Below are 18,539 nucleotides of genomic sequence, written 5' to 3' on the forward strand. Positions count from 1 at the left end.
ATATGGAAAACTGGATTCCACTGAAAGACAATGAATTAAAATTCGCCTGGAAGACTTTTGCGCGAGAGTTCAAATTTAAACCAAGCATCTCTCGCTTTCCCGCTTTTCAAGCACCCTCTCCTTACATCACATATGACATCTCTGCGTATTTTGAGGACTCTTCTCTTCTACATGCAGATGAAGATCTTGAAAAAAAGGCACTGCTCTCTTTTCAAGAGAATATCACCGGAACAGACGAGTATATGCTGGCACTTGATTGGCAGCACGAATGCTACTGGATCACACCATATGGCTTGTTTGAAAAAGATGAATTTGGAGAATGGAAAGTTCCTGTTCTCCCTAATGGGGATTACTATTTCTTTTTATCAAAAGAAATGGATTGGGGCCTGCTAGGACATCCTTGGGAGCAAAGCATCACAATTTTCGGCGAGGGCTTGATTGACTCTTTTTCACGTCATCACCCTCTTTTGTTTCAGCGTAAAATCAGAGAAGGATAATCAAAAAGCCTGCAGATCTTCTGCAGGCTTTTTTCTATAGCTGAGGCAGATGCCATACTTTTTCAAGCATGAGATCGTCTAGGCTTTTAAAGGAATATCCTTGTTTTTTCAGAGCGGTGATAGCATCATCCAGCGCTTCTGCATTGTCTCTTGAGACGGTATGAAGTAAGTAAATGGCACCTGGGTGCGCCTGCTTCATCATTTGATCATAAGCATACTGTTTTCCTTTTTGATGATGGATATGCCAGTCTACAAACGCTACTGACCAGAAAACAGTTTGGTAGCCGAGCTGTTTTGTTTCTTTTAGTACCCTTTCACTGAACACACCGCGCGGCGGACGAAGGTAGAGGTTATCTTGTTTTCCTGTGATTTTGTACACAGCTTCATTGACACGGTCCAGTTCTTCTTTGATTTCTTTCGTACTTTTTGTTGTTAAATCTGGATGATGATAGGAATGGTTGCCAATGATATGACCTTCTTCTGCCATACGTTTGACAAGCCCGGGCTGGTCCTTTACAAAATGACCTGTCACAAAAAAGGTGCCTGGTACTTGATGTTTTTTCAGCACGTCTAAGATCTTGGGTGTGTACCCATTTTCATAGCCGTTGTCGAAGGTGAAATAAATCTCTTTCTTTTTCGTATTGCCTAAATAGAAGGCATCATACTTTTTTAAGAGTGCCGTCAATTCTTTGCCCGCATCCGGCGGCCTGTGCTCTTTGCTTTTCGCAAATCCCCAGTGGATGGGCTTATTAGACACGGCTCCTACTTCTGAAAAAGGTATGGAAACAAAAAGCGCACATAAACAGATCAGCATGAATTTTTTCATTTACGTCACTTCCCGGTTTTTCTTCTATTGTGCAGAATAAGACCGAGACTCATACACCGATTCACCTGCCAATTTAAAGAAAAAAAGCCCGCACTGCGCGAGCTATTCTTCCTTCCAATCATTTTTAAACCGTTCATATTTCGCTTCCAGGTCGTCAATCATCTGGATCAGTCTGTCTATATCCTCAACGTCTGTTGATTCGGGATCTAATGAATCAATCACATTCATAAACATATCTAATCGGTTCTTTAAATAATCAACCTGCTGCTCTTTGCTGTCTGCTGCCTTGCCCATCGATACACTCCCTTTAGCGTTTGTTTATAGCTTATCTTTTTTTCCCTTGTAAATCAATTGTGTCCCTCTTGCGTATAACCGTGATGAGGCTTAAAATTAACTGTTGGCGGGTCTACGTTTGCCCGAATGAAAAGGAGATAGATACCATGAACCAAAAAACAGCACTTCGTCCGATCACACCTGCATACGACCCTTGGGAAGCCTATCTCGATGTGCAGGATTACGGAGAAATGAAGCTGACAAATATTGAATTTACAACTACAACATTGTGTAACATGAGATGTGAGCATTGTGCGGTCGGCTATACCTTACAGCCTAAAGACCCGAATGCGCTGCCGATAGATTTGTTACTTCGCCGTTTAGATGAAGTTCCGCTCCTGCGCTCACTCAGTATTACAGGCGGTGAGCCTATGCTTTCTATTAAATCTGTACGGGAATATGTCGTCCCTTTATTAAAGTATGCCCACGAACGCGGCGTGCGTACACAGATCAATTCAAATTTAACCCTTGATTTGGCGCGCTATGAAGAAATTATTCCATACTTAGATGTCCTTCACATTTCACATAACTGGGGCACTGTTGAAGAGTTTGCAACAGTCGGTTTTGCCATGATGGACCGTAAACCAACCTTTGAGCAGCGCGGGAAATTATTTAACCGCATGATTGAAAATAGTCAGGCACTTGTCAAAGCAGGCGTAACCGTATCCGCTGAGACCATGCTGAATAAGCGCACGCTTCCATATATTGAGCACATCCACCGGCAGATCGTCGAGGAAATGAAATGCCAGCGCCACGAAGTTCACCCGATGTACCCAAGTGATTTCGCCAGCGCCCTTGAATCATTGACGCTTCCGCAAATGCGGGATGCGATTCATCAGCTGCTTGATATTCGTGATCAAAACACATGGATGCTGTTTGGCACCCTGCCATTTTATTCATGCAGCACAGATGAAGAAGACCAGCGTCTCCTTAATCGATTGCGCCAGGAGAAAAATGTCACAGTACGAAATGACCCTGACGGCCGTTCGCGGTTGAATGTGAATATTTTTGATGGGAATATTATTGTGACAGACTTTGGCGATACACCGCCGCTTGGAAACATTGCAACTGATACATTGCAATCAGCCTATACACGCTGGATGGACACGAAATTAGCAAAAGAGCTGAATTGTCATTGCCCAAGCGTGCAGTGCCTCGGTCCGAATGTTCTAGTGAAAAACAGCTATTATCAAGATGTTGATTTTACTTCTCGAACAGCCAGGGGGTAACCGATAGATGGACGATACATTTCTGACAGTGGTCAAAAATAAATACATTGAAATTCTCCTTGTTGGGCTCGTTCTTTGGCTTGCTGTCTTTATGATCAACAAAGCCCTTCAAATTTTCTTTAAACGAACTGAGTTTATAGAGGATAAAAAGAAGAAAACGATCGAGAGCTTGGTCAAATCGGTCACGAAATACACCGCTTCGATTTGCTTTGTGCTCTATGTCATTTCTCTTTTCTTTCATGACTTTGGGAAAATTCTTGCGGGTGCTGGTGTTGCTGGGATCGTCATCGGTTTTGGTGCCCAGACGCTCATTCGTGATATTTTAGCAGGCATTTTTCTCATCTATGAACGCCAGATTCATAAAGGGGATTATGTGACGGTGAATAACCTCTTTAATGGAACCATTGAAGAGATTGGTCTCCGCTCTCTGCAAATTAGAGAATGGAGCGGCAAGCTGTTAACCATTTCTAACGGAGATATCCGGCAAATCCAAAACTATAACATGCAATATATGAGGATTACGGAATCTGTGTTAATTAGCGCGAATCAAAACCCAGATATCGCCTTCCAAGCGCTTGAATCAGCATGTGACAATTTAAATCAAATGCATCATGATTTTCTTAAAAAAGATGAATTCCAAAACGCCATTGAACCCTTTCAGGTTCATGGAATTATGGGCTTGAATAAGCTGAATCGCGGGATTGAAATCACAGTTAAGGGAATGGTCGAAGACGAAAAATACTTCGAAGCCGCTCTCGCTGTGCGAAAAGAAATGATCAAGCAACTTCATCAGCATGATGTCAAATTGCTTGAGGATCTCGCTTATCCCCAGCCTGCAAAATAACCTCATTCTATATGGGGTTATTTTTTTATTTGTATTTTGTTAACCGGTTAATTATAATGTTATTTAGTTAACCAGTTAATAATAGAGAGGATGTATGGAATGACAAAAACAGAAGCGATTTCTTTCATCAAGGAGATGTATCAAGAGGTGTTAACCAAGTTCGATACAAAAAAGGTGGAGGCTTATTTTTCTCCTGACTATCAGCAAGTGACCGATGGGAAGGTTTCCACGCTTAATGAGTTTAAAAAGCATCTATCCACATTAAAAGAAATGACAACACAGCTTGCGATCCCCGCCTTTCATGATGTGTTATTTGATGAAGAAATGCAGCAAGCGTGTTTTCGTTACACGGTACATGTTGACCTCGCAAGCGGAGACGGGGGTTTAATAGATGTCACAGCTCTTTTCACTTTATCAGATGGCAGGATCATTCGGTGCGACGAGCTGACTCGGGCTCACGAAAAACATGAAATGCTTGAACAGCTGGGGCACATTAGCTAACAATTCTCTTCATTTCAGCCCTCTTACTTCTATCCTCTTGACTGATTCATGTATAATAGATAGCAGAATGATTTCATGCAGCATGGGGACCCTCATACTGTGTATTTTCTAAGTGAAAGAGAGTGAATAAGATGGGTCGTAAGTGGAACAACATTAAAGAAAAGAAAGCATCAAAGGATGCCAGTACAAGTCGTATTTACGCAAAATTCGGGCGTGAAATCTATGTGGCAGCCAAACAAGGTGAGCCAAACCCAGAATCAAACCAAGCACTTCGTTTTGTCCTAGAACGTGCAAAAACATATAGTGTCCCAAAACATATTGTGGACCGTGCCATTGAAAAAGCCAAAGGCGGTGCGGAAGAGAACTTCGATGAGTTGCGCTACGAAGGATTTGGTCCAAACGGATCAATGGTCATCGTTGATGCCCTCACCAATAACGTGAACCGGACAGCTTCAGATGTTCGAGCAGCATTTGGGAAAAACGGCGGAAACATGGGCGTAAGCGGCTCTGTTGCTTACATGTTTGACCAAACAGCTGTCATCGGTGTCGAAGGAAAAAGTGAAGAAGAAACACTTGAGCTTCTAATGGAAGCAGATGTTGATGTACGTGACATCATGGAAGAAGATGAAACGGTGATTGTGTACGCTGAACCAGATCAATTCCATCAAGTACAAGAAGCATTCAAACAAGCGGGTGTTGAAGAATTCACTGTCGCTGAAATCACAATGCTACCGCAAAACGAAGTGACATTAGATGATGAATCTAAGGCACAATTTGAAAAGCTGATCGATGTTTTAGAAGAGCTTGAAGACGTGCAGCAGGTTTATCATAATGTGGATTTAGGGGAATAAAAAACTTAGCCATAGTAGTCGTTGAGTTCATTCAACTTCTACTATGGCTTTTTTATTTCCTCAAAAAATGTAATATGTGTATAATATGTTAATGTATACAATTTTCAAGGAGATGAGTTTCATTTTTAAAACATGGTGGTTTTCTTATTATGGATTTATGATCATCCCTTATTTTGGCCTATATCTTATTTTCAACGACTTACCGATATTGACTAAAGTTATCTTCTTTCTTTTTATCATTTGGTATTTATATAACGCCTTTGACTTTTACAAAAATGAACTAAAAAGAAAAAAAGAGAAACCCTATTAGCAAAAAACAGTCATCTCCTCTGTTGATAAGAGGAGATGACTGTTTTAATTCATCCCTTGAAACCCAAACGTCAGGTGATCCTGAACAGGTATCCAAGCGCCGATTCCTTGCGAAGTCACGTTTTTTACGACGAGTTTGCGTTTATTTCCTTTTAGCACAAGGTACACTTCTCCGTAAGTAACCTTACCTTTTTCGTTAATCGCTGGTGCATAGGCATGAAGCGATGCTGCTTTTTTTGGAGAGACATGGTAAGACTGATCTCGTTTTGTTCCTGCACCAATTACAGTGTCAAACGCGAGGGGCAGCTTTGTTTTTTGAATCGCTTTTTGCATCATCAATGTTTTCACATCTTCTGGGCTTGGCACTTTTGCTGTGAGTCCGCCGCTTACTTTCACTTGCTGCTTTTGAACGTATTTGCCGATGGCTGTTTTGTTTCCGCCTCTATTATCAATGTGATTCGTGTTCACTTTTTTGTATTCCCAATTGGCGACTGTTTCGTTTGAATCATAGCTCAGCGCCCATCTCCCGAGGAAAATGGTCGCGCGGTATCCAACTGCTAATGGCGTCCCTGAGATGCTGGATTCATTCAGCATTTTAATCAAATGAGTATTCTCAATCGGGACACTTGTTGTTTTGAACAATTCAGCCGTCAGCTCGCTCGGCTGGAGCAGCGGCTGATCCTGTGACGCGTTCGGATACGTATTCTCCTTTGAAATACTTGCGACAGAGGATGGCACTTTAAATGGCTTTGCCGCCTCCGCTGGAAAGCTGTATAGAAAACTTAAGGATAAGAGAACAACAAACATGATGCGGGGCATCTTTTTCATATCATCACTCTTTCTCATTCATTTTTCCATAGTATTTTCCCGAAAGACGTCCCTTATCCACAAAAGATTATAAAAGGAAAAATCCAATTGCCATAATAAAATAGGCAGCGAGTAATGTGGCGCCTTCAAACCAATTTGTATCACCATCATTTGATAAAATGACCGTGAGCAGCACAGAGGATGCCATCGCAATGAGCTCTGGCAAGGAGAAAATGAGCGGCATCTGCTTATCAAAAAATAGCGAGCTGATGACAAGAATCGGCGCAACCATCATGGCAACCTGAAGTGTGGAGCCAAAGGCGATTTCTACTGCTACATCCATTTTGTTTTTATACGCCATGATGACAGCTGAAGCATGTTCTGCTGCGTTGCCGACGATGGCCACAATAATGACACCGATAAACAGCTCACTCCAGCCAAATTGTTCTCCTACCGTATCAAATGTATGAACAAGACGCTCTGAAATGTACGCAACTGCGATTGTCGAAAGCATCAAAATGACAGTGGCAAACTTTCCAGACCATTCAGGTGTTTCTTCTTCCGTCTCTGCTTCGCCTTCCATGCTCTCCTGCTTGGCAACATACACCCCGCGGTGGCTGACCAGTTTGAAATAGAGCGCCGCGACATAAAGCAAAATCATCACAATGCTGATCCCAATGCTTAAAACAAACTGTTTATTCTCTGCCATCTCCATCGAAAACACTTCTGGAATGACAAACGCTACAATAATGGCAAACATGAGCAAGCCTGAATTGTGCCTTGCATCATGGACATTAAATACTTGACGCTTATATTTTAATCCGCCAACGAAAAAAGACAAGCCAGCCACAAGCAGTAAATTTCCGATAACCGATCCTGTTAATGATGCAAGTACGATGGCCGTCAATCCTTGCTTTAAAGCAAAAAACGAAATGATTAACTCCACCGCATTTCCAAATGTAGCGTTTAAAAGTCCGCCAATTCTGGGCCCCGCAATGATGGCAAGACTTTCTGTGGCTCTTCCCATAAAACTAGCAAGACCAATAATGGCGATACAATAAACGGCAAACATGACGACCTGCGGGAAATGAAGAAAACTGCCAAGTACCGATAGCGGAACACCGATTGCGACAATTACAAGAAATAAACGATTCATACAGCCATTCTCCTTTACATATGTCTGACTGTTATTCTTTCGTGAGTGCCGGCATCATATACATTTTAGATTCGCGCGTGTGAGAAGGTGATATCAATACTTCCTTTCACGGACTGCACCATAGAGCAATGCTTCAATGCAAGGGTGATCACTTTATCGATTTGTTCAGCAGATGTATTAATATCTTCAAATAAGATATGTAAATGAATGCAGGAAATCTTGTTTACAGCTCCTGCCCTTGTCGTTTCAGGTGTGATCGTCAGCCCTTCATAGGATATTCGCTTTTTACGGCACACATGAATGAGCATTTCTCCAAAGCAGCCTGCGATGGCTGAGGTGAACAATTGAGATGGACGGTACCCCATTTCTTCTGTTCCTGAAATAGGCAGCTGCCTGTCCTCATTATGTGCGATCCAATGATCCTTTTCGTATGTCAGCTTCATTCCTTTTCCACCTTTCTATTGAAACCCCTATGGTTCCATTGTACGATGAAAATATGAACTTGTAAGGAGCATCTTATGTCGAGAATTCACTTTATGATTTTAATTTTACTTGTATCCGTGTCTGGTTTTTCACAGGGTGCATTACTTCCTGTCATTTCCATTATTTTCGAACATGCCGGTACTTCTCCTACGTTAAATGGACTGCATGCCACAGGCTTATATCTCGGAGTACTGCTTGCGTCTCCTTTTATGGAAGCACCGCTTCGCCGGTTTGGATTTAAGCCGTTAATCGTCATTGGAGGCGCCGCTGTCTTTTTAAGCTTGTTTAGCTTTGTGTTTTTTGAATCTTATGTCGTCTGGTTCTTCCTCCGGCTTATGATCGGGATTGGTGACCATATGCTGCATTTCTCTACACAGACGTGGGTGACCTATGCTTCATCCTCGAGAAATCGCGGAAGAAACATTTCACTGTATGGATTATCGTTTGGACTCGGTTTTGCCGCCGGCCCTTTTTTAACGCCGCTCATTGAGATCAATCCAGCTTTGCCTTTTATTGTTTCTGGTGCCGTTAGTTTATGTATTTGGCTGCTTGTGTTTGTTTTAAAAAATACATATCCAGATACAGGCGAAGTGCAAACGTCAGAGCAGACAAACAGTTTGAAGCGCTTCAAAAAGGCCTTTCAATTTGGCTGGGTCGCCTTTATGATGCCATTTTGCTATGGATTTTTAGAAACGACGCTTAATAGTAACTTCCCTGTATATGCGCTAAGAAGCGGTGTGACAGTAGATGCAGTTGCGTTTATTTTACCTGCGTTTGCCATTGGGAGCATTGTCTTTCAGCTTCCTCTTGGGATGCTCAGTGACCGGTTTGGCAGACGCCGCATCATTTTATGTGTGACACTCGCTGGATCATTCTTTTTCCTTTTAGCAGGAATATTTATTCAATCCGTTTTGGCTGTGGCCATTTGTTTCTTTATCGCCGGAATGGCTGTAGGCTCTACCTTCTCACTTGGCATCAGTTATATGACCGACTTATTGCCAAAGCATCTGCTTCCCGCCGGGAATTTGATGTGCGGGATGGCGTTTAGTGCCGGCAGTATTCTCGGGCCGGTACTCGGAGGATTCTTTGTGCAAACGTTTGAAGGAATGAATTTACTTTATCTTGTCAGTATCGTGATATTATTTGTCTTTTGCTGCGTTCGGTTTGGGAGAACGACGGCAGTGGTGGAAAGTCACTAAATGGAGGGTCAATCGTTGTTTACCTATAACATCACAAATGAGTTGACTTTGGCATCTCTACAAATAGATGATGCGGACACACTATTTACCCTTATTCAAAAAAATAAGGCTCATTTAGGGGAGTGGCTGCCTTGGGTTCATCACTGCAAAAGCATAGAAGCGGTAAAAACGTTTATTCAATCAACTCAAACCACCTACAATGAACAAAAAGGGTTGGAAGCTGGCATTCAGCTGAACGAGCAATTAATCGGTGTGTTCCGTCTGACGTTTGATCAACAAGTAGGCAATATCGGTTATTGGATTGATGAAGACGCGCAAGGACAAGGCATTGTGACAACCATCGTGAAATATATGACAGATACCTTTGCTCCTAAAGTCGATGGATTTGAAATTTTTTGTCCTGTTGGCCATGTCAGAAGTGAACGTGTAGCGATAAACGCAGGGTTTCAGCTTGATCCTCATTACCAGTCAAAACCTGATACAGCTTTTATCCTTAAGCGGTATATACGATTGTCGAAATAAAAACTCCCCCGCATCGCAGAGGAGTTTTTTTCATTTAATGATAACCATTTTGCCCGTTCGCACTGCCGCTTGTTTTGTGCTTTGGCTGATGGCCTTTGTTTTGTTTCGTGTTGCTTCCGCCTTTTTTCGATTGTTTGGACATATGTGATTCCCCCATCCATCAAGATTGAACATGTTCGTTCTTCTTTAGGATGCCCAGATTTCTTCACACCTTGCCTGGTACGATTTTACGCTTATGTAAAAGCGCATTGAGCTCGCCGCCAAGGATAATCATGATGCCGGTTAAATAAAACCAGATCATTAAAATAATGATTCCCCCAATACTTCCGTACATCGCGCTGTAATTAGCAAACTCACCTACGTAAAATGAGAACAGCATACTCACCAAAATCCATCCAATCGATGCAAAAATGGCGCCTGGCAGAACAAATTTCAATTTCAGTCTGATGTTTGGGGCGAAATAGTACAAGGCTGTAAACACAATCAATAAAATCAGCGGGCTAATGATCCACCTCATGGCCGTCCAAATGGTGAGAAAGGCATCTGACTGCCCAACTAATTTAGCGACAAATAAGCCAAGTTCTTTTCCAAAGACAGGCAGCATTAAGGCAAAAATAATCGTAAGAACCATCGCTATAGTTAAGATGATTGATGTTAAACGTACGAGAATGAAGGAACGATTTTCCTCAACTTCGTAAGCATGGTTAAATGCTCTGACGACGGCATTAATCCCGTTAGATGCAGACCAAAGGGCGGCAATAATCCCGAATGACAGCAATCCGCCGTTGCGGCTGTTCAGTGTCTCTTCGGCGATGGATTCAATCATTGAAAGCGCTCCTTCTGGCGCATAACCAGAAATGACGCTCAGGACATCCTTCGACGTCAGCGGCAAATATCCAACGAGTGTCAGCACGAAGATGAGAAACGGAAATAATGAAAGCAAAAAGAAGTAAGCAAGCTCAGCAGATTTTGCTGGTCCTTCATGCAGCAAAAAGCGTTCAATTAACGCTTTAATAAAACCCATACGCCTCATCTCCAATGATCAATCTTTCTATTTCGATCGAAAGTGATCCTTTGTTTCTTCAATAATCTCTAATACTTTTGGGGTTGTTTCCTTTAACTGATTGACTTGTTCATTTAAAAATGACAAATCACCTGAGACTGTTCGCATCAGCTGCTTCGTTTCTTCCATTTTTTCTTTCACGCAAGCAGAAATTCTGGCTGGCTCCTGACGGTATTCCGCCAGCTTTTCCTGACAGTCATCCCATTTGTCTTTAAGCGCAATTCTCGTTGGCCGATGAAATAATGTCAGCAGTGCGCCGCAAGCTGCTCCTATCACAGCTCCTCGAAGCATGATTTGATTTTTCTCTTCCATCTCGTCTGATCTCCTTTCAGTTAAAGGTGTTTCTCTTTCTTTACATACGTCAAAAAACGATCGATTCCTGTTTCAATTAAATCATGTACTTCCTCAAAGTTTCCAGTGTAATAAGGGTCTGGCACATCATCTCGATCATCGTCTTCAACAAAGTCAAGAAGACGGCCAATAAAGTGATGTTTCCCATAACCGGCTATACTGCGAAGTGCCCCTACATTTTCAGCATCCATCGCAATGATATAGTCGTATGCTGTGATGTCCTCATCTATGATTTGTCTTGCGGACATCCCTTCATAGCTGATCCCTTTTTCATCAAGCAGTTTTCGTGTTCCTTCATGCGGAGGACTTCCTTGATGCCAGCCGCCAATGCCTGCTGAATCAATGACAAAGTGTTCGCTTAGTCCCTCATCTTCTACTCGTTTTCTAAACATGGCCTCCGCCATCGGTGATCTGCAAATATTGCCAAGACATACGAATAATACATGAATCATCCTTCATTCTCCTCCTATCTTTTCCCTAAGAGCTGCTTTCGAAAACCTTTTCTCTATCATATCAAGCCCTTTTTCTTTTGAAAACTTTGCAAGAAAAACTCCCATCGGCATTGACACATTATACAAAAAAAGGGGACACTTTAGGAGAATTGCACAAATAAAGGGGGATACATATGGGATGGGTAGAACAGATTGTCAGCAATATCAATGATGTATTATGGGGACCGGCGCTTTTGTTTTTGATCGTGGGGACTGGAATTTACCTTACCTTTCGCGTACTCTTCATTCAAATTAGGCTGCTCCCCTATTCGCTGAGGCTTGCATTTTCAAAGCAAGACAAGACATCAGAAGGTGATATTTCTCACTTCCAAGCATTAATGACAGCTCTTGCTGCAACGGTTGGAACGGGAAATATTGTAGGGGTCGCCTCTGCTGTCATTGCCGGCGGACCAGGCGCTGTGTTTTGGATGTGGTTTGCAGCGTTCTTTGGAATGGCGACAAAATATGCTGAAGCTGTTCTCGCAGTGAAATACCGTGTCAAAAATGAAAAAGGTGAAATGTCCGGCGGGCCGATGTACTATTTGGAGCATGGCTTGAAGCAAAAATGGCTAGGGGTGCTGTTTGCTATTTTTGGTGCTACGGCTGCCTTTGGAATTGGGAATCTCGTGCAGTCAAATTCGATTTCTGGTGTCATGAATTCAACCTTTCAGATTCCAACATGGATCACAGGCATTATTATTACGGCCTTTACTGCGCTCGTGATTTTAGGCGGGATTAAAAGCATTGGCCGGGTGACGGCTATTTTTGTACCAGTCATGGCTTTATTCTACGTCATTTGCGGGCTGATCATTCTTGTCATGAATGCGGATCTTGTCCCAAGTGCAGTCGGGCTCATTTTTACGGATGCATTTACAGGTCAAGCCGTTGCAGGCGGCGCGATCGGTACCGTAATCCGCTGGGGTGTGGCGAGAGGGGTATTTTCCAATGAAGCAGGTCTTGGTTCTGCACCAATCGCTGCTGCTGCTGCCAAAACAGATATGCCTGCTCGTCAAGCGCTTGTGTCAATGACGCAAGTATTTATTGATACGATGATTGTTTGTTCTATTACAGGGATCACAATTGTCATGGCCGATATGTACGTCACAGAAAAAAGTGATGCACTCACCTCGTTATCCTTTGCTCATTTCCTTGGACCAATCGGCTCAATCATTGTTGCAATCGGCTTACTTTTATTCGCTTATTCCACCATTATTGGCTGGTCCTATTATGGTGAAAAATGCTTTACATATTTGGCAAAAGATTCGTATGTGATGTATTATCGTGTTGTGTTTGTTATTGCTGTCTTTTTCGGTGCCGTGTTTAAGAATGATTTCGTCTGGGGCGTGGCGGATATGCTAAACGGACTGATGGCTGTTCCGAACTTAATCGGCCTCATCGGTTTATCAGGAGTTGTCGTGTTTGAATCTAAACGAATCATTGATAAGATCAAACAGGAGAAAAAGGAGAAAAACATCTCCGTGTCGTCTTAATAGCCCTTTTATTCTTTTGCATTTCTGTTAAAATAGACATGTTATTCAACACATATGCAGGAAAGGACGTGCCGCCCTTGTCAGAGCAAAAAGCGGCTGAAGTCAATCAGCTGATTGAAGACATTTCGCAAAAGTTAAATATGCTGAACATTGGAGTCATCAAAGCCGAGGACTTCAGTCCAGACAAGTACGAAGATATTGAATTTCTACACCAAATGGTGATGAAAAAATCTTCATTCAGCCCAAGTGAAATGCAAGCCATCGCAAGCGAGCTAAAAAACTTAAGAAAATAATCGTGCAAAGGAATCTGGATTGCGGTTTTCGCCGCTTTCTTACATCCATGCACAGAAAAAGCCAGCACCCCGCAAGGTGCTGGCTTTGTTTATCCTGTCAAAACTGCTTATTTTGCGAGCAGTTTTAAAGATTCACGGTTAAATGCTGGAATGTCATCAGGTGTACGGCTTGTCACAAGCTGATCCTGACAAACGACTACTTCTTCATCTTTGAATTTTGCGCCTGCGTTTTCCATATCTACTTGAATGGATGTATAGCCAGTCGCGCCTCTGCCTTCCAGTGTCTTCGCTGTAATAAGCAATTGCGGTCCGTGACAGATCGCAAATACTGGTTTTTTCTCGTCCATAAATGCTCTTGTGAATTGGACATAGCGATCATCTGCACGAAGAATGTCTGGTGAGAATCCGCCAGGAATCAGCAGTGCATCGAAGTCTTCAGGCTTCACGTTATCAATGGACGCATCCACTCTCACTTCTGCTTCTCCTTGCTTCCCTTTCACTGTTTTTCCTTTTTCGTTTTCAATGACTGTGATCTCATGGCCTGCATCTTTAAAGGCTTTTGCAGGCTCGGTGAATTCAACATCCTCAAAGTAATCTGTTAATACAACTGCAATTTTCTTACCCATGTAGAAACCCTCCTGCTTGATTATCGTTTACACTACACACTATACCCGGGTACATTGAAATCAAACATCCTATCCCGATCAGAAAACCCCTTATGATAAAAATAAGCATTTAGACTTATTTATATTTCCTCAACAAGGTAATTCGTATGATTTATGTTATCTTTACAATAATCTGCAAAAAATAACTACAAAAGTTAACGAAACATTTCTACAATAGGTATTGTGGTCAAAAAAATTAGAAAGGCGGAGATCAGGTGAAGAAGCAAGCACATAGGTCTAAACGAAGGAAAAACCTGTCTATTCTGCTCACTTCCATTATGATGATTAGTCTCATTCTCCCAGCAGTACCTACTCATGCAGCAATAGAAAACGGCGATGCCGTAAAAGTAAGCATCTTAGCCACAACGGATGTTCATGCGAACATGATGAATTACGATTATTACAGCGACAAGGAAACAAATGAATTTGGTTTGGCAAAAACAGCCGAGCTGATTGAAAAGCACCGTTCACAAAATCCAAATACACTCCTTGTTGATAACGGAGACCTGATTCAAGGAACCCCTCTTGGAGAATACGTTTACAAAAATGAGAAAGACCGCATCATCAATCAAACAAAGGTTCACCCCATTATTCATACACTCAACAAACTAAAGTACGATGCAGGAACACTTGGCAATCATGAATTTAACTACGGATTATCATTTCTTGACGGTACCATTGCCGGGGCTAACTTCCCGATTGTCAATGCGAACGTCAAAAAGTTAAATGGAGAACACCGTTTTACCCCTTATGTGATCCAAGAAAAAACATTTAAAGATGCAAACGGAGCTTCACAAACTGTGAAAGTCGGTTACATAGGATTCGTTCCACCGCAAATTATGACGTGGGATAAGAAGAATTTAGATGGACAAGTTCAAGTGCAGGATATCGTCGAATCTGCCAATGAAACCATTCCTGAAATGAAGGAAAAAGGCGCAGATATCATCGTCGCTCTTGCCCATACAGGAATTGAAAAAACCGCTTCGCCTAAAGGATCAGAAAATATGATCTTTGACCTTGCCACGAAAACGAAAGGCATCGATGCGATCGTGTCCGGTCACCAGCACGGCACATTCCCAAGCGCAGAATATAGCGGGGTCGACAAATTCGATGTCTCAAAAGGAACGATCAACGGCATTCCAGTCGTCATGTCAAAAAACTGGGGAAGCTACCTCGGCGTCATTGATTTAACATTAGAGCCTGACGGCAGCAAATGGAAGGTCACAGACGGAACAGGAAAAATTGAATCTGTTGCAGGAGTCACCTCTCAAAACAGCACTGTGAAAGATGCCATTCAAACGACGCATCAAAACACACTTGATTATGTGAGAAAACCTGTCGGTAAAACAGAAGCAGACATTAACAGCTTTTTTGCTCAAGTGATGGATGACCCTTCTATTCAAATTGTGACAGATGCACAAAAATGGTATGCACAAGAAAAAATGAAGGATACGTCATACAAAAACTTACCAATTTTATCTGCAGGCGCTCCGTTTAAAGCCGGCGGCCGAAACGGTGTGAATTATTATACGAATATCGCAAAAGGAGATTTAGCGATTAAAAATATCGGCGATCTCTACCTTTACGACAACACCGTGCAGATTGTCAAACTGAAAGGCAGTGAAGTGAAAGACTGGCTCGAGATGTCTGCCGGACAGTTTAATCAGATCAAACCAAACGATTCAAATGAACAGCCTATTTTAAACGAAGAATACCGCTCGTATAACTTTGATGTGATCGATGGTGTCACCTATCAAGTCGATGTGACGCAGCCTGCTAAGTACAGCACAACAGGTACTCTTGTTAATGCGAATGCAAACCGCATCAAAAACCTGTCCTACAACGGGAAACCAGTCTCTGACAATCAAGAATTTTTAGTCGTAACGAACAACTATCGTGCTTCTGGCGGCGGGGGCTTCCCGCATCTGACGCAAGATAAAGTGGTGCTTGCCTCAGCTGATGAGAACCGCCAAGTGCTGATGGATTATATTATCGAACAAAAAACCATCAACCCAAGTGCGGATCAAAACTGGTCCATTGCACCAGTAAAGGGCGCAACAGTCACATTCGAATCTTCTCTTTTGGCTAAGCCGTTTGCTGAAAAATCAAGCAGCGTAGACTTTGTTCGTAATGCGAGCACAGATGGTCTTGGCGTGTACAAGCTAGCCTTTAAAGGGGATGGCACAACAGAACCGCCTGCATCAGACAACTGGAACTTAACAGTGATGCATACAAACGATACACACGCACACCTTGATGATGCGGCAAGACGTGCAACAAAGATTAAAGAAGTTCGAGCCGAAAGCAAAAACAACATTTTATTAGATGCTGGAGATGTCTTCTCTGGTGACCTATATTTCACAAAATGGCAAGGACTTGCCGACCTCAAACTGATGAACTTAATGAAATATGATGCCATGACGTTTGGTAATCATGAATTTGACAAAGGTCCTTCTGTTCTTCGTCAATTCCTGACAGGTGATGCATCAGATGTAGATGCGAAAAACCGTCACCAATTTGAAAAGCCTGCATTCCCGATTGTGTCATCAAACGTTGATGTCTCTAAGGAAAAACAATTGAGCGGCTTAATGAAAAAACCAGCCACATTTAAAGCTGGTGAGAAAAAAGAAGCTGGGATTTACCCATACATCCTGCTTGATGTAAACGGTGAAAAGGTGGCTGTATTCGGCTTAACCACTGAAGACACGGCCATTACATCCAGCAGCGGTCCTAACATTCAATTCAAGGATGCATATAAGAAAGCAAAAGAAACAGTCAACACCATTCAAACAGAAGAAAAAATCAACAAAATCATTGCTTTAACACACATTGGCTATAACCGAGACCTTGAGCTGGCTCAAAAAGTAGACGGTATTGATTTAATCATTGGCGGTCACACGCACACCCTTGTAGAAAAATTAAAGGTCGTCAATAAGAAAGAACCAACGATTGTCGCGCAGGTGAAAGACTACGGACAATTCTTAGGGAAAGTAGACGTGGTCTTTAATCAAAAAGGAGTCGTACAGTCAAAGAAATCTTCTTTTGACCTCATCACCATCGATGACTCTGTCAAAGAAGATGCCGATGCAAAAGCGATCCTCGATCAGTACAAGGCAGATATTCAAGATTTAAAAACGGAAAAAGTCGGGTCTACTGATGTCCTCTTAGACGGACAACGAGAGCATGTCCGGGCGAAAGAAACGAACCTTGGGAACTTTATTGCTGACGGTATGCTGAAGAAAGCGCAAGAATCTGCTGGTGCTGATCTTGCCATCACAAACGGCGGCGGTATTCGAGGCAGCATTGAAAAAGGAGATATCACTTTAGGTGATATTTTAACGGTCATGCCATTCGGAAACACACTCTATGTCGCGGATTTAAAAGGCAGCCAAATTAAGAAAGCACTCGAACAAGGGCTTTCAGGCATTGAAGAAGGCGGCGGCGCATTCCCTCATGTAGCCGGCATTGAATATACGTTTACACTGAGTAAATCAGCTGGCAGCAGACTCATTGATGTCAAACTGAAAGACAAAAACGGCAAACTAACAGACATTGATGATAAGAAAACATACCGCGTGGCAACAAACGCATTTGTCGGGACAGGCGGCGATGGCTACAGCGTCTTTACAGAAGCCTCTCACGGCGAAGACTTAGGCTATGTTGACTATGAAATCTTCAAGGAGCAAATTGAACAGGCAGACGGCGGGCATATTTCTCCTGTCATCGATCATCGAGTGAAAGAAGTGTTCCTTCCACGTGTGAAAGGAAAAGGCGTCTATGACATTCAAGATAATGAGAAATTCCAAACGTATGTGCAACATACAAACAAAGCATTGCTCTATTTAGACAAAGCGAGCGAAGCGAAAAACGTTCAATTGTCTCTATCAAAAGCACAGGTAGCCGAGCTGAAGAAAAGAGAGCAAGATCCGAACGTCACTATCTATCATGACAAAGTGGGACTCGCATTACCGCTCTCTAACTTGTCCGAGAAAACCGCAGATATATGGATGAAAAAGACGAATAAAGTGAAAAATGCATTAACGAATACGTATGATTTCCAAATCAAACAAGATCAGAAAAAGGTTTCTACCTTTAAAGATCCTGTTACACTATCCTTTACATTAGATGAGCCTCAAAAGGCAAAGAAACCTGGTGTATATTATGTAGACCGCAAGAAAAATCGTTATGCCAAAACAAGTAATGGATCATTCGAAAATGGGGTCGTTTCAGGTCAAACTGAGCACTTCAGCGAATACACCGTACTCAACCAAAGCGGGGCAGCTGGAACAACGCCAGATCAAACTGGCGGAGATGGCGGAACTTCAGAGCCAGGCGAAGGTACAGGTACAGATCCAAACCAAGATGGAACCGGACTTCCAGGTGGCACACTGCCGAATACAGCAACGATGATGTATACAGCTGTATTGATTGGCGTACTCATGCTTGCCTCAGGCGGTATCCTCTATTACTACCAGCGTAAGCGTACAAGAAAAAATGTATCATCTTAAAAGAAAAGGACAGAGCGTATGCTCTGTCCTCATATTGTTGACAAAGGGCTAAAATGCTCTTGATTTTAGCCCTTTGTCTTCTTTTCAGCGTGATAGAAAACCTTTGCAGTCTAGGAAAGAC

19 protein-coding genes are annotated in these 18,539 nt (G+C 42.5%); 10 read left to right on the plus strand and 9 right to left on the minus strand.

Annotation, left to right across the window (positions count from 1 at the left end; all coding sequences use genetic code 11):
• Positions 1-2 precede the first annotated feature (2 nt).
• The gene (locus QSJ46_RS17005; protein WP_285605074.1) at positions 3-497 is read left to right on the plus strand and encodes a DUF2716 domain-containing protein; all 495 of its coding nucleotides are present in this window, start codon (positions 3-5) and stop codon (positions 495-497) included.
• Positions 498-531: 34 nt separating this feature from the next.
• Here QSJ46_RS17005 and pdaA read toward each other — a convergent pair whose 3' ends face one another.
• Positions 532-1,311, minus strand: a complete 780-nt coding sequence (pdaA, locus tag QSJ46_RS17010) for a delta-lactam-biosynthetic de-N-acetylase (protein WP_372556296.1) — start codon at positions 1,309-1,311, stop codon at positions 532-534.
• A gap of 114 nt (positions 1,312-1,425) precedes the next feature.
• Positions 1,426-1,617, minus strand: coding sequence for an SE1561 family protein (locus QSJ46_RS17015; RefSeq protein ID WP_012009274.1), 192 nt, complete (start codon positions 1,615-1,617; stop codon positions 1,426-1,428).
• 146 nt (positions 1,618-1,763) lie between these two features.
• Between QSJ46_RS17015 and yfkAB the strand changes: the two genes are divergently transcribed.
• The 4 genes from yfkAB (at position 1,764) to QSJ46_RS17035 (ending at position 5,081) form a co-directional block, all read left to right on the plus strand.
• Entirely contained in the window at positions 1,764-2,885 is a 1,122-nt protein-coding gene (yfkAB, locus tag QSJ46_RS17020; protein WP_285605075.1) for a radical SAM/CxCxxxxC motif protein YfkAB, read from the plus strand.
• 7 nt (positions 2,886-2,892) lie between these two features.
• A complete protein-coding gene (locus QSJ46_RS17025; RefSeq protein ID WP_039177163.1) occupies positions 2,893-3,729 on the plus strand; it encodes a mechanosensitive ion channel family protein in 837 nt (278 codons plus the stop codon).
• 99 nt (positions 3,730-3,828) lie between these two features.
• The gene (locus QSJ46_RS17030) at positions 3,829-4,230 is read left to right on the plus strand and encodes a nuclear transport factor 2 family protein (protein ID WP_212040516.1); all 402 of its coding nucleotides are present in this window, start codon (positions 3,829-3,831) and stop codon (positions 4,228-4,230) included.
• A gap of 131 nt (positions 4,231-4,361) precedes the next feature.
• Entirely contained in the window at positions 4,362-5,081 is a 720-nt protein-coding gene (locus QSJ46_RS17035; RefSeq protein ID WP_003218036.1) for a YebC/PmpR family DNA-binding transcriptional regulator, read from the plus strand.
• Between the two features lie 354 nt (positions 5,082-5,435).
• Here the strand turns inward: QSJ46_RS17035 and QSJ46_RS17040 are convergent, their stop codons facing one another.
• The 3 genes from QSJ46_RS17040 to QSJ46_RS17050 form a co-directional block, all read right to left on the minus strand.
• Positions 5,436-6,218, minus strand: a complete 783-nt coding sequence (locus tag QSJ46_RS17040) for a YfkD famly protein (RefSeq protein WP_039177159.1) — start codon at positions 6,216-6,218, stop codon at positions 5,436-5,438.
• A 67-nt stretch (positions 6,219-6,285) separates the two neighbouring features.
• Positions 6,286-7,353, minus strand: a complete 1,068-nt coding sequence (gene cax / locus QSJ46_RS17045; protein WP_107164086.1) for a calcium/proton exchanger — start codon at positions 7,351-7,353, stop codon at positions 6,286-6,288.
• 65 nt (positions 7,354-7,418) lie between these two features.
• Positions 7,419-7,796 carry an OsmC family protein gene (locus tag QSJ46_RS17050; RefSeq protein WP_285605076.1) on the minus strand — a complete coding sequence of 126 codons (378 nt, stop codon included), beginning with the start codon at positions 7,794-7,796 and terminating at the stop codon, positions 7,419-7,421.
• Positions 7,797-7,871: 75 nt separating this feature from the next.
• Between QSJ46_RS17050 and QSJ46_RS17055 the strand changes: the two genes are divergently transcribed.
• Positions 7,872-9,035 (plus strand): MFS transporter, encoded by a 1,164-nt coding sequence (locus QSJ46_RS17055; protein WP_041087254.1) that lies wholly within the window; start codon positions 7,872-7,874, stop codon positions 9,033-9,035.
• 15 nt (positions 9,036-9,050) lie between these two features.
• Positions 9,051-9,557: a GNAT family N-acetyltransferase gene (locus tag QSJ46_RS17060; RefSeq protein ID WP_285605077.1), complete on the plus strand. Its 507-nt coding sequence runs from the start codon at positions 9,051-9,053 to the stop codon at positions 9,555-9,557.
• A 205-nt stretch (positions 9,558-9,762) separates the two neighbouring features.
• On the opposite strand, the gene QSJ46_RS17065 is transcribed toward QSJ46_RS17060, so the two are convergent.
• Genes QSJ46_RS17065 through QSJ46_RS17075 form a run of 3 tightly spaced genes read right to left on the minus strand, consistent with a single transcriptional unit; the run spans position 9,763 to position 11,423 of the window.
• The gene (locus QSJ46_RS17065; RefSeq protein WP_039177150.1) at positions 9,763-10,581 is read right to left on the minus strand and encodes a YihY/virulence factor BrkB family protein; all 819 of its coding nucleotides are present in this window, start codon (positions 10,579-10,581) and stop codon (positions 9,763-9,765) included.
• Positions 10,582-10,608: 27 nt separating this feature from the next.
• Entirely contained in the window at positions 10,609-10,932 is a 324-nt protein-coding gene (locus QSJ46_RS17070) for a YtxH domain-containing protein (protein WP_285605078.1), read from the minus strand.
• A 20-nt stretch (positions 10,933-10,952) separates the two neighbouring features.
• Complete coding sequence (locus tag QSJ46_RS17075) at positions 10,953-11,423, minus strand: low molecular weight protein-tyrosine-phosphatase (protein ID WP_024425850.1); 471 nt, start codon at positions 11,421-11,423, stop codon at positions 10,953-10,955.
• Between the two features lie 173 nt (positions 11,424-11,596).
• Between QSJ46_RS17075 and QSJ46_RS17080 the strand changes: the two genes are divergently transcribed.
• Together QSJ46_RS17080 and QSJ46_RS17085 are read left to right on the plus strand one after the other, a co-directional pair.
• Positions 11,597-12,952 carry an alanine/glycine:cation symporter family protein gene (locus QSJ46_RS17080; RefSeq protein WP_285605079.1) on the plus strand — a complete coding sequence of 452 codons (1,356 nt, stop codon included), beginning with the start codon at positions 11,597-11,599 and terminating at the stop codon, positions 12,950-12,952.
• A gap of 77 nt (positions 12,953-13,029) precedes the next feature.
• Positions 13,030-13,245 (plus strand): DUF1128 domain-containing protein, encoded by a 216-nt coding sequence (locus QSJ46_RS17085; protein ID WP_003214000.1) that lies wholly within the window; start codon positions 13,030-13,032, stop codon positions 13,243-13,245.
• Positions 13,246-13,352: 107 nt separating this feature from the next.
• On the opposite strand, the gene QSJ46_RS17090 is transcribed toward QSJ46_RS17085, so the two are convergent.
• A complete protein-coding gene (locus tag QSJ46_RS17090) occupies positions 13,353-13,871 on the minus strand; it encodes a type 1 glutamine amidotransferase domain-containing protein (RefSeq protein WP_024425275.1) in 519 nt (172 codons plus the stop codon).
• A 254-nt stretch (positions 13,872-14,125) separates the two neighbouring features.
• On the opposite strand from QSJ46_RS17090, the gene QSJ46_RS17095 reads away from it, so the two are divergent.
• Positions 14,126-18,418: a multifunctional 2',3'-cyclic-nucleotide 2'-phosphodiesterase/3'-nucleotidase/5'-nucleotidase gene (locus QSJ46_RS17095; RefSeq protein ID WP_285605080.1), complete on the plus strand. Its 4,293-nt coding sequence runs from the start codon at positions 14,126-14,128 to the stop codon at positions 18,416-18,418.
• The last annotated feature ends 121 nt before the right edge of the window (positions 18,419-18,539 follow it).

It is taken from the genome of Bacillus sp. YKCMOAS1, from assembly GCF_030268125.1.
GTDB classification, from domain to species: domain Bacteria; phylum Bacillota; class Bacilli; order Bacillales; family Bacillaceae; genus Bacillus; species Bacillus safensis.

Bases quoted from the DNA above. Each gene is read 5' to 3' on its own strand.
- QSJ46_RS17005 (WP_285605074.1), top strand. From the start codon at position 3: ATGGAAAACTGGATTCCACTGAAAGACAATGAATTAAAATTCGCCTGG.
- pdaA (WP_372556296.1), bottom strand. From the start codon at position 1,311: ATGCTGATCTGTTTATGTGCGCTTTTTGTTTCCATACCTTTTTCAGAA.
- QSJ46_RS17015 (WP_012009274.1), bottom strand. From the start codon at position 1,617: ATGGGCAAGGCAGCAGACAGCAAAGAGCAGCAGGTTGATTATTTAAAG.
- yfkAB (WP_285605075.1), top strand. From the start codon at position 1,764: ATGAACCAAAAAACAGCACTTCGTCCGATCACACCTGCATACGACCCT.
- QSJ46_RS17025 (WP_039177163.1), top strand. From the start codon at position 2,893: ATGGACGATACATTTCTGACAGTGGTCAAAAATAAATACATTGAAATT.
- QSJ46_RS17030 (WP_212040516.1), top strand. From the start codon at position 3,829: ATGACAAAAACAGAAGCGATTTCTTTCATCAAGGAGATGTATCAAGAG.
- QSJ46_RS17035 (WP_003218036.1), top strand. From the start codon at position 4,362: ATGGGTCGTAAGTGGAACAACATTAAAGAAAAGAAAGCATCAAAGGAT.
- QSJ46_RS17040 (WP_039177159.1), bottom strand. From the start codon at position 6,218: ATGAAAAAGATGCCCCGCATCATGTTTGTTGTTCTCTTATCCTTAAGT.
- cax (WP_107164086.1), bottom strand. From the start codon at position 7,353: ATGAATCGTTTATTTCTTGTAATTGTCGCAATCGGTGTTCCGCTATCG.
- QSJ46_RS17050 (WP_285605076.1), bottom strand. From the start codon at position 7,796: ATGAAGCTGACATACGAAAAGGATCATTGGATCGCACATAATGAGGAC.
- QSJ46_RS17055 (WP_041087254.1), top strand. From the start codon at position 7,872: ATGTCGAGAATTCACTTTATGATTTTAATTTTACTTGTATCCGTGTCT.
- QSJ46_RS17065 (WP_039177150.1), bottom strand. From the start codon at position 10,581: ATGGGTTTTATTAAAGCGTTAATTGAACGCTTTTTGCTGCATGAAGGA.
- QSJ46_RS17070 (WP_285605078.1), bottom strand. From the start codon at position 10,932: ATGGAAGAGAAAAATCAAATCATGCTTCGAGGAGCTGTGATAGGAGCA.
- QSJ46_RS17075 (WP_024425850.1), bottom strand. From the start codon at position 11,423: ATGATTCATGTATTATTCGTATGTCTTGGCAATATTTGCAGATCACCG.
- QSJ46_RS17080 (WP_285605079.1), top strand. From the start codon at position 11,597: ATGGGATGGGTAGAACAGATTGTCAGCAATATCAATGATGTATTATGG.
- QSJ46_RS17090 (WP_024425275.1), bottom strand. From the start codon at position 13,871: ATGGGTAAGAAAATTGCAGTTGTATTAACAGATTACTTTGAGGATGTT.